This window comes from Saccharothrix hoggarensis (assembly GCF_042678885.1).
Taxonomy (GTDB): Bacteria; Actinomycetota; Actinomycetes; order Mycobacteriales; family Pseudonocardiaceae; genus Actinosynnema; species Actinosynnema hoggarensis.
On the sequence record NZ_JBHTLK010000237.1, the window covers coordinates 1 to 10,486 of the forward strand.

Below are 10,486 nucleotides of genomic sequence, written 5' to 3' on the forward strand. Positions count from 1 at the left end.
GGGCACGGTCCGGCGCGCGCCGTCGGGGCCCGCGATGGTCAACCGGTCGCCCGGCCCTCCGGCGGGACTCCCCGCGGACGTGCGGCGGGCGGCAGGTCCGGAGGTCTCCCCGCTGTCCCCCGCGGGCACCGCCGGGGCGCGGCCCACACCGTCCTCTCCGGACGCGACGACCTCGGCTCGGGCGGGTTCGGGGCCGACCGGGACGGGCCGGGCGTCGTCGGGGTAGAAGGCGACGGTGGACGTGCGTGGCGGATCGGCGACCTCGAAGACGGCCGCGTACCGCTCCAACCCTGTGCTCAGCGCTCCCCCTCGCTACTCAAGTTTGAGCATACCCCAGCTGCCGGGCGCACCCGGCGATCCCGGCTCCCCCGCCATCGGGTACTCCCCCGCCGCCAACCGCTCGACCAACCCCCGCGTCCACTCCGCACCACTGGCCGCCGTGTGCTCCCACAACCCGTACAGCTCCTTCACGTGCACGGGCTCCCGCCACTCCCCCGCCTGCCTGCGCGCCACGTCCCGCCGCGACTCCAACGCCGCCAACCGCTCCGTCAACAGGCCCACCGCCTCCGCCCGCGTCAACGACGGCAACAACGCCAACCCCGCGGCCAGCAGGTCCGGCCGCGTCTCCGGCCGCCGCAACGCGTCCCGCAGCAAACGCCGGTACTCGGCCTCACCCTTCGGGGTGATCACGTAGTCCGTCCGACCCGGCGGCGCCGTCTCGTCCACGAGACAGCCGTCCTTCGTCAACTGCTTCAACGCGTGGTAGATCGAACCCCACTTGACGTTCGCCCACTCCCCCGCGCCCCACCCCATCAGGTCGTTGCCGATCAGGTACCCGTGCGCCCGCCCGTAACCCCGCACCACCCCGAGCACCAACAGCCGTGTAGCCGACATCGCGTCCTTGTCCAGCGGTATCCGGGTTCCGCATCTCGGTTCCCCGATCAGCGTAGATCGCACAGGATGTACCGGTGCCGACCGCCACCATCGACGACGACCAGCGCCGGGCCCGCCTCGGCGCCCGCCACCTCCTGGCCACCCGCGGACCGTCCGTCGAGGCCGTCGCCGACGCGCTCGTCGGCGTGCACGCCACCGACCCCGCCACCGTCTACCTCTCCACCTGCGCCCGCCTCGACCACCCCGCCACCGCCGACGTCGACGCCGCCCTCTACGACCGGCGCACCCTCGTCCGCCTGCTCTGCATGCGCCGCACCATGTTCGCCGTCACCGCCACCACCGCACCCGTCGTCCACGCCGCCGCGGGCAAACCCATCGCCGCCAAGGAACGCCGCAACCTCCTCACCCACCTCGCCGACGGCGTCGGCTGGGACGCCGACCGCCTCGCCGAAGTCGAGGACGCCACCCTCGAAGCCCTGCGCCGACGCGGCGAGGCCACCGCAGTCGAACTCACCCGCGACGTCCCCGCCCTCCTCGAACAGGTCGTCGTCGCACCCGGCAAGCCCTACGAAACCCGCCAGAACGTCTCCAGCCGCATCCTCCGCGTCCTCGCCGCCGAAGGCCGAACCCGCCGCGGCCGACCCCTCGGCACCTGGCTGAGCAGCCAGTTCCGCTGGGCGCCCGGCACACCCTGGCCCGACATCGACCCCGCCGAAGCCCGAGCCGAGCTCATCCGCCGCCGCCTCGCCGCCTACGGACCCGACACCGAAGCCGACCTCAAGTGGTGGACCGGCTGGACCCTCACCGCCGTCCGCCGAGCCCTCGCCGACGTCGGCGCCGTCCCGGTCGGGCTGTCCACCGGCACCGGCCACGTCCTGCCCGACGACCTCGACCCCGTCGACCGACCCGAACCGTGGGCCGCGCTCCTCCCGGCACTGGATTCGACCCCGATGGGGTGGCAGGCTCGCGACTGGTACCTCCCCACCCGGCACCGACCCCGCCTCTTCGACACCGCGGGCAACGTCGGCCCCACCGTGTGGTGGAACGGCACGGTCGTCGGCGGCTGGGCCCAACGCCCCGACGGCGAACCCGTCTGGCACCTCCTGGACGACGTCGGCGCGGACGCCACCGCCGCCATCGCCCGGGAAGCACAGCGCATGGCGGACTGGATCGGCGGGACGCGCGTCACCCCCCGCTTCCGGACCCCCTTGGAGAAGGAGCTGAGCACATGATCCACCTGCGACGGTTGGACGACGAAGGACTCGAACGCCTCCTCGGCCTCGCGGTCGCCGACACCGACCCGGCCGACGTCATGCCACCCGGCTGGACCGTCGACCGACCCGACGACTTCCGCGACTTCTACCGCGGCTTCCAGCACGACGCCTACGAGATCGTCGCCGACGACCACACCATCGGCATGGCCCGCCTCACCGACCAGGGCGACACCGGCATGTGGATCGCCCGCTGCGCCCGCGGCTCCGGCGTCGGCCTCGCCGCGCTCCGCCGCCTCGTCGAGGAAGCGCACCGCCGCGGCGTCCACACCATCACCGCCGACACCACCACGGACAACACCGCCGCCATCACCATCCTGACCCAGGCCGGCGCCACCCTCGACGTCGACGGCAACCACGTCACCGCCCGCCTGCCCGTCCCCGCCCCCGACGCACCCCGCACCACCACGCAGACCACCCCAGCCTGACCACCCGGCCTGACCACCCGGCCTGGCCATCCCAGTCCGACTGCCCCGGCCCGACCCACCCCAGCCCCACTACCCGAGGGAGCCCACCACCACCGTCGCGCCCAACCCCTCGTCCGACACCACCTCCGCGCGCAACCCACCCCGCGCGAAGGCCTCCACCGTGCCCTCCGCCTGCACCGCGCCCGTCTCCACCAACAACCGCCCACCCGGCGCCAACCACCGCGCCGCACCCGCGATCACCCGCCGCTGCACGTCCAACCCGTCCGCACCACCGTCCAACGCCGCCAACGGCTCGTGCTCACGCGCCTCCGGCGGCATCAACCCGATCGCACCCGTCGGCACATAAGGCGCGTTCGCCACCAACACGTCCACCCGCCCAACCAACGACACCGGCAACGGCTCGTACAGATCACCCTCGTACACCCGACCCGCGCCCACGTTCCGCCGCGCACACCGCACCGCCACCGGATCGACGTCCACCGCGTGCAACACCACCCCCGGCACCCGGTCCACCACCGCCGCACCCACCGCGCCCGACCCGCAGCACAGGTCCACCACCACCGAACCCGGACCCACCACACCCACCGCCACCCGCACCAGGAACTCCGTGCGACGCCGCGGCACGAACACCCCCGGACCCACCACGACCCGCAACCCGCAGAACTCCACCCACCCCAGCACGTGCTCCAACGGCAACCCCGCCACCCGCCGCGCCGTCAACTCGGCCAACTCCTCGGCGGACCCGGCGGCAGCGACCAACAACCGCGCCTCGTCCTCGGCGAACACACACCCCGCCGCACGCAACCGCGCGACCACATCCACATCCGGCACCAGCATGGACAGCGCAACGCCTCTCGCGTGACAAAACCCCGCGGGCGCGCCCCTCACACCGCCACGACGCGGCCGGGGACGACCCGACGTGCACCAGCAGAAATGGGTCTCACCTCCCCGATCCGCGCGAACCGCCACACCGTAACCCACCACCGCGCCACCCCGGTCAGACCCCGCCCGACCGCGCCACCGCCGCCTCCACCCCGTCCAACAACACGTCCAAGCCCAACCGGAACGTCCGCACCGCGTCCCGCTCCAGGTACGGCGCGCACTCGTCACCCGGCACCGGCGGCGGCTCCTCCTCACCCAGCCACGCCGACAACGGGAACCGCTCCCCGAAGTCCGGCGCCACCTCCTCCAACACCGGAGACCGCGAGAACCACCACTCCTCGTCCGTCATCCCCGTCTCCCGCGCCGCCCGCCGCGCGTCCGCGATCACCCCCGCCGCACCGCGCACGAACTGCACCACCGCGCCCACCACACCCCGCAACGCCGACCGGCCCAACCCCGTCGACCGCAGGATCCCCAACAACGTCTCCACCATCACGAACTCGTTCGGCCCCAGCACCGGCCGCGCCTGCGACACCTGCAACACCCACGGGTGCGCCAGGTAGAACGCCCGCACGTCCTCCGCCCACGCCACCAACGCCGCACGCCACCCGCCGTCCAACGGGTACTCCGACGGCAACTCCCCCAACGCCTTGTCGTACATCAGGTCCAACAACTCGGCCTTGCTCGGCACGTACGTGTACAACGCCATCGCCGAACGACCCAGCCGCTCCCCCACCGCGCGCATCGACAACGCCGCCATGCCGTCCCGGTCCGCCACCGCGATCGCCGCGTCCACGATCACGTCCACGCTCAACCCCGGACCCGCCGCACCACCCGGCCCACGCCACAGCAGTCGCATCGACCGACGCGCGTCACCCTGCCCGGCGAACACCACCACTTGCCACCCCTTACGGTGTAAAGTACCGTGCGCGAGCCGACCTTACGGCATAAACAAACCGCACACCACTCTGGGGAAACACGCATGCCCACGCCCGCCGAACGCCACACCACCGCCGACAGCCACGACGTCATCCAAGTCCGCGGCGCCCGCGAGAACAACCTCGCCGACATCTCCGTCGACATCCCCAAACGCCGACTCACCGTCTTCACCGGCGTCTCCGGCTCGGGCAAGTCCTCCCTCGTCTTCGGCACCATCGCCGCCGAGTCCCAACGACTCATCAACGAGACCTACACCGCGTTCCTGCAATCCTTCATGCCCAACCTCGGCCGCCCCGACGTCGACGCCCTCCGCAACCTCAGCGCCGCCATCATCGTCGACCAGGAACGCATGGGCGCCAACTCCCGCTCCACCGTCGGCACCGCCACCGACGCCCACACCATGCTCCGCATCCTCTTCAGCCGCCTCGGCGAACCCCACGTCGGCACCTCCGGCGCCTTCAGCTTCAACCTCCCCGAAGGCATGTGCCCCACCTGCGAAGGACTCGGCCGCGTCTCCACCGTCGACACCGACGAACTCGTCGACCGCACCAAGTCCCTCAACGAGGGCGCCATCACCGTCCCCGGCTTCACCGTCGACAACTGGTACGTCCAGACCTACATCCAGTCCGGCTTCTACGACCCCGACAAGAAGCTCCAGGACTTCACCGACGAAGAATGGGACGCCTTCCTCAACCGCGAACCCACCAAGGTCAAAGTAGGCAAGACCAACGTCACCTACGAAGGCCTCCTCGTCAAGGTCCAACGCCTCTACCTCGGCAAAGACCGCGAATCCATGCAACCCCACGTCCGCGCCTTCGTCGACCGCGCCGTCACCTTCGCCGAGTGCCCCTCCTGCCACGGCGCCCGCCTCAACGCCGCCGCCCTCTCCGCCAAGATCGACGGCCGGAACATCGCCGACTGCTCCACCATGCAGATCAGCGACCTCGCCGACTGGGTCGCCAAGATCACCGACCCCTCCGTCGGCCCCATGCTCGCCACCCTCAAGGAACTCCTCGACAACCTCGTCGAGATCGGCCTCGGCTACCTCAGCCTCGACCGACCCGCCGCCACCCTCTCCGGCGGCGAGGCCCAACGCGTCAAGATGGTCCGCCACGTCGGCTCCGCCCTCACCGACGTCACCTACGTCTTCGACGAACCCACAGTCGGCCTGCACCCCCACGACATCCAGCGCATGAACGACCTCCTGCTCCGCCTGCGCGACAAGGGCAACACCGTCCTCGTGGTCGAGCACAAGCCCGAGACCATCGCCATCGCCGACCACGTCGTCGACCTCGGCCCCGGCGCCGGCGTCAACGGCGGCCACATCACCTTCACCGGCACCGTCGAGGAACTCCGCGCCTCCGACACCCTCACCGGACGGCACCTCGACCACCGCGCCCGCCTCCGCGACGACGTCCGCCGCCCCACCGGCCACCTCCCCATCACCGGCGCGTCGCTCCACAACCTCAAGAACGTCGACGTCGACATCCCCCTCGGCGTGCTCACCGTCGTCACCGGCGTCGCCGGCTCCGGCAAGAGCTCCCTCATCCACGGCTCGCTGGCCCGCCGCCCCGAGGTCGTCACCGTCGACCAGTCGCCCATCCGCGGCTCGCGGCGCTCCAACCCCGCCACCTACACCGGCCTGCTCGACCCGATCCGCACCGCCTTCGCCAAGGCCAACGGCGTCAAGGCCGCACTGTTCAGCGCCAACTCCGAGGGCGCCTGCCCCAAGTGCAAGGGCATCGGCCTCGTCTACACCGACCTCGCGATGATGGCCGGCGTCGCCTCCGTCTGCGAGGAGTGCGAGGGCAAGCGGTTCACCCCCGAGGTCCTCACCCACACCCTGCGCGGCCGCGACATCAGCGAGGTGCTCGGCATGTCCGTCGCCGAGGCCCGCGACTTCTTCACCGAGAAGCAGGTCAAGGCCATCCTCGACCGGCTCGTGGACGTCGGCCTCGGCTACCTCTCCCTCGGCCAGCCCCTGACCACGCTGTCCGGCGGCGAGCGCCAGCGGCTCAAGCTGGCCATCCACATGGCGGAGAAGGCGTCCACCTACGTGCTGGACGAGCCCACCACCGGCCTGCACCTCGCCGACGTCGACCAGCTGCTCGCCCTGCTCGACCGGCTCGTGGACGACGGCAACACGGTCGTCGTGATCGAGCACCACCAGGCGGTCATGGCGCACGCCGACTGGATCATCGACCTCGGCCCCGGCGCCGGGCACGACGGCGGCCGGATCGTGTTCACCGGCACCCCGGCCGACCTCGTCGACAACGCCGACACGTTGACCGCCCACCACCTGCGTGCCTACGTCGGGCGCTGACCGTCCTGGTTGCTTTGTGGAAGTCCTCCTCCGGTGCCATGGCTGCACCGGAGGAGGACTTATTTTAGTTGACACTGAAGTTATTAAGATTATTGGCCAATGGGGCGAGGGTCACCCGACCGGGTCGCCCACCGGGTCGCCGCGGCGGCGTCGCCGTTCGGAATACCGCAGGTCGTTCCCACTGCCGGCCGATTGTCCGGTTCCCACCGGTCCTCTAACGTTGCCGATCACGTCGCGCGAACGTGATCGCAGAACCTCCACTCCCCGGCCGGCCCGCGCCGCATTGGGCCTGCCGGAACCCCTGCACGAGGGAGAACCCTGCAATGGGAGACGATCGCGCACCCAGACGCGTCCTCATCGCGTTGGCCACCGCCACCATCACCGCCGCCGCCCTCGCCACCGGCGCCACACCGGCCGCCGCGGCGGAGGGCGACATCGTGGGCCTCGGCAACCCGACGGCCATCAAGGACAGCTACATCGTCGTCTACAAGGACCTGTCCACCCAGAGCGTCGACGCGCTCACCAGCGACCTCACCGCGAAGTACGACGCCAAGGTCGACTTCACCTACCGCCACGCGCTCAAGGGCTTCGCGGGCACGCTGTCCGAGCGGGCCGCCCGCCGGCTCGCCGCCGAGCCCACCGTGGCCTACGTCCAGCAGAACGGAGCCGTGCAGGCGACCGCGACCCAGCCGAACCCGCCGTCGTGGGGCCTGGACCGCATCGACCAGCGCGACCTGCCGCTGGACTCGTCCTACACCAACCCGAACACCGGCTCCGGCGTCACCGCCTACATCATCGACACCGGCATCCGCACCACGCACACCGACTTCGGCGGCCGCGCCACCTGGGGCACCAACACCGTCGACTCCAACAACACCGACTGCAACGGCCACGGCACGCACGTCGCCGGCACGGTCGGCGGCACCGCCTACGGCGTCGCCAAGGGCGTGCGCCTGATCGCGGTCAAGGTGCTCAACTGCCAGGGCTCCGGCTCGTTCGCCGGCGTCGCGGCGGGCATCGACTGGGTCACCGGCCACCACACCTCCGGCCCGGCCGTGGCGAACATGAGCCTCGGGGGCCAGGGCAGCGACCCGACCGGCGAGAACGCGGTCCGCAACTCCATCGCCGACGGCATCACGTACGCGATCGCCTCCGGCAACTCCAACTCCGACGCGTGCAACTTCACCCCGGCGCGGGTCGCCGAGGCGATCACCGTGAACGCCTCCACCAACGCCGACGCCCGCGCGTCGTTCTCCAACTTCGGCACCTGCACCGACATCTTCGCGCCGGGCCAGAACATCACCTCGGCGTGGATGACCAACGACACCGCCACCAACACCATCAGCGGCACGTCGATGGCGGCGCCGCACGTCGCCGGCGGCGCGGCGCTGCTCCTCGGCGCCACCCCGGGGTTGACGCCCGCGCAGGTCGCGAGCGCCATGACCGGCTCCGCCACGCCGAACAAGATCACCAGCCCGGGCACCGGCTCGCCGAACCGGCTGCTGTTCGTCAACACCGGCGACCCCGGCCCCGGCACCCCGTCGGTCACCCCGCCCGGCAACCAGACCGGCAACGTCGGCACGGCCACCAGCCTCCAGCTCAAGGCATCCGGCGGCACGCCGCCGTACACGTGGTCGGCCACCGGCCTGCCGCCCGGCCTGAGCCTGGCCGCGTCGACCGGCCTGATCTCCGGCACGCCCACCACCGCCGGCTCCTACACCGTGACCGCCACGGTGACCGACAGCGCGGGCAAGTCCGCCGGCACCACGTTCACGTGGACGATCAACCCGCCCGGCGGCTCGTGCTCCGCGCCCGGTGAGAAGGTCGTGAACGGCGGCTTCGAGAACGGCACCACCGGCTGGTCGAACGCCACCTGGACGATCGGGGCGTGGACCGGCGAGGGCGCGCCGCGCTCGGGCTCCCGGTCCTCGTGGATCAGCGGCTACGGCTACACCAACACCGAGACGCTGTCCCAGGTCGTCACCATCCCGGCGGGCTGCACGAACACCACGCTGTCGCTGTGGCTGAAGATCAGCACGGCGGAGTACGAGCCGCAGGTGTTCGACACGTTCACCGTCAAGGCGGGCACGACCACCCTGGCGACCTACACCAACCTCAACCCGTCCGGCTACGTCGTGCGCACCTTCAACCTGGGCGCGTTCGCGGGCCAGACCGTCACGTTGAGCTTCACCGGCGCGGAGGACTGGTCCTACCAGACCTCGTTCGTGCTGGACGACGTCTCGGTCACGGCCTCCTGATCGACGCTGTGGGGGAGGGCCGGGTCCCGCTCGGCCCTCCCCCACACCGGATCATCGTGACGCGCCGGAACCCGGCGCGCCGGTCTAGCAGCCGATCGGCGAGGAGCCGATCGCCACGTCGTCGTACCAGAGGGTGTTCGCGCCGTCGCCGTAGCTCTCCCAGCCCAGGCGCAGGTCGGTGACGGCGGGCCGCCAGCCGGACTTGGCCATCCACTGCCGGTCGACGTCCGGCGTCGCGACGCCGTCCGCCTGCAGGCCCTCGACGGGGGCGCCGTTGAGCGAGGTGGCGATCTTGCCGGCCGGGTCGACGGTGAACTGCACGCAGTTCCACGTGCCGGTGGGCAGCGGCTTGCTCTTCGACACGCCCACCGGGCTCTGCTCGGGCAGGGTCGCGTCGTCGGACTCGCGGTTCCACTGGAGGGCCGAGTTCTGGCCGCCCATGCGCAGGTCCTTGCCGCCGTCGGCGGAGTCCTTCATGGCCATGAACGTCACGTGCGCCATCGGCAGGGCCGTGGTGTGGCGGACGTAGAACCGGCCGTGCACGACGCCCGTGCCGGTCAGCGGCGTGCCGAAGAAGATGTGGTTGCAGTAGCCCGACGCGCCGTTCACCCGGACCGACTTGGAGCCGCTGCGCGCGACCGAGTTGTCGATGGCGACGGTGCCCTGGCCGGTGCAGTTGGCCGCGCCCACGGTCCACCGGCCGCTCGGCGTGGAGCCGGTCTGCTGCTCGAAGCCGTCGCACAGCGTCGCGGTGCCGCAGTCGACCGGCGGCTGGTCGGTCGTCGTGGTGGTCGTCGTCGTGGACGAGTCGGTGGGCGGCCACGAGCCCGTGTTCGTCGTGGTGGTGGTCGTGGTGGTCTGGTCACCACCGCACGAGACACCGTTGAAAGCGAAGTCGGTCGGCACCGCGTTGGCGCCGCTGTACGTCGCCTGGAAGCCGAACTGGGCGCTCGCGCCCGTGGCCAGCGCGCCGTTCCACGGCATGCTGGACGCCGTCACCTGCTTGCCGGACTGGCGCACGTCGGCGCTCCAGCCGGAGCTGATCGCCTGGTTGCCGGCGAACGTCCAGGTGAGCTTCCACGAAGTGACCGGAGCGGACTGGTTGGTCACGGTCACGTTGGCGGTGAACCCGGTGGACCACTGGTTCAGCTTGTAGTCCACGGCGCAGACCGGAGCCGCCCCCGCGGTGCTGGTCCCGCCGATCACCACCAACCCTGCCATCGACACCACGGCGGCCACCGCCGCCAGAAGATTTCGCACAACAACCCCTTCGTTGTCGTTTCTGGGAGCGTTCCCAGAAGCAGACTGTAACGATTCCGTCACCGCATGGGAATACTCCGGCTGCCGTAGCGGACGTCCCGACGGGCGGCGGTGGCCGCGCAGGGCGGTCGGAAGAGGCAGCGGTGTTGGGGAGAGGTGGAGCGGTCGGGAGACGACTAGCTGTACTGCCCTGGGAGGTTGTGGGCGGTTCGACACGTAGTCGGATGATGT

At 71.1% G+C, this 10,486-nt stretch carries 9 protein-coding genes; 4 read left to right on the top strand and 5 right to left on the bottom strand.

Annotated elements, in window-relative coordinates; translation table 11 throughout:
• The coding region (locus tag ACFQ3T_RS30195; protein WP_380728412.1) for a hypothetical protein at nt 1–288 on the bottom strand (288 nt) is incomplete at its 3' end.
• A gap of 24 nt (nt 289–312) precedes the next feature.
• Nucleotides 313–894 carry a PadR family transcriptional regulator gene (locus ACFQ3T_RS30200; RefSeq protein ID WP_380728414.1) on the bottom strand — a complete coding sequence of 194 codons (582 nt, stop codon included), beginning with the start codon at nt 892–894 and terminating at the stop codon, nt 313–315.
• Between the two features lie 74 nt (nt 895–968).
• Between ACFQ3T_RS30200 and ACFQ3T_RS30205 the strand changes: the two genes are divergently transcribed.
• Both ACFQ3T_RS30205 and ACFQ3T_RS30210 read left to right on the top strand, forming a co-directional pair.
• Nucleotides 969–2,126, top strand: coding sequence for a winged helix DNA-binding domain-containing protein (locus ACFQ3T_RS30205; protein ID WP_380728417.1), 1,158 nt, complete (start codon nt 969–971; stop codon nt 2,124–2,126).
• A complete protein-coding gene (locus ACFQ3T_RS30210) occupies nt 2,123–2,593 on the top strand; it encodes a GNAT family N-acetyltransferase (protein WP_380728419.1) in 471 nt (156 codons plus the stop codon). Before ACFQ3T_RS30205 ends, ACFQ3T_RS30210 begins: the two co-directional genes overlap by 4 nt.
• Nucleotides 2,594–2,662: 69 nt before the next feature.
• On the opposite strand, the gene ACFQ3T_RS30215 is transcribed toward ACFQ3T_RS30210, so the two are convergent.
• Both ACFQ3T_RS30215 and ACFQ3T_RS30220 read right to left on the bottom strand, forming a co-directional pair.
• The gene (locus tag ACFQ3T_RS30215; protein ID WP_380728421.1) at nt 2,663–3,430 is read right to left on the bottom strand and encodes a putative protein N(5)-glutamine methyltransferase; all 768 of its coding nucleotides are present in this window, start codon (nt 3,428–3,430) and stop codon (nt 2,663–2,665) included.
• Between the two features lie 160 nt (nt 3,431–3,590).
• Nucleotides 3,591–4,373 (bottom strand): TetR/AcrR family transcriptional regulator, encoded by a 783-nt coding sequence (locus tag ACFQ3T_RS30220; protein ID WP_380728423.1) that lies wholly within the window; start codon nt 4,371–4,373, stop codon nt 3,591–3,593.
• 84 nt (nt 4,374–4,457) lie between these two features.
• On the opposite strand from ACFQ3T_RS30220, the gene ACFQ3T_RS30225 reads away from it, so the two are divergent.
• Nucleotides 4,458–6,737, top strand: a complete 2,280-nt coding sequence (locus ACFQ3T_RS30225) for an ATP-binding cassette domain-containing protein (RefSeq protein ID WP_380728425.1) — start codon at nt 4,458–4,460, stop codon at nt 6,735–6,737.
• 323 nt (nt 6,738–7,060) lie between these two features.
• Entirely contained in the window at nt 7,061–8,995 is a 1,935-nt protein-coding gene (locus ACFQ3T_RS30230) for a S8 family peptidase (RefSeq protein WP_380728427.1), read from the top strand.
• 84 nt (nt 8,996–9,079) lie between these two features.
• Here the strand turns inward: ACFQ3T_RS30230 and ACFQ3T_RS30235 are convergent, their stop codons facing one another.
• Nucleotides 9,080–10,216, bottom strand: coding sequence for a cellulose-binding domain-containing protein (locus ACFQ3T_RS30235; protein WP_380728429.1), 1,137 nt, complete (start codon nt 10,214–10,216; stop codon nt 9,080–9,082).
• Between the last annotated feature and the right edge of the window lie 270 nt (nt 10,217–10,486).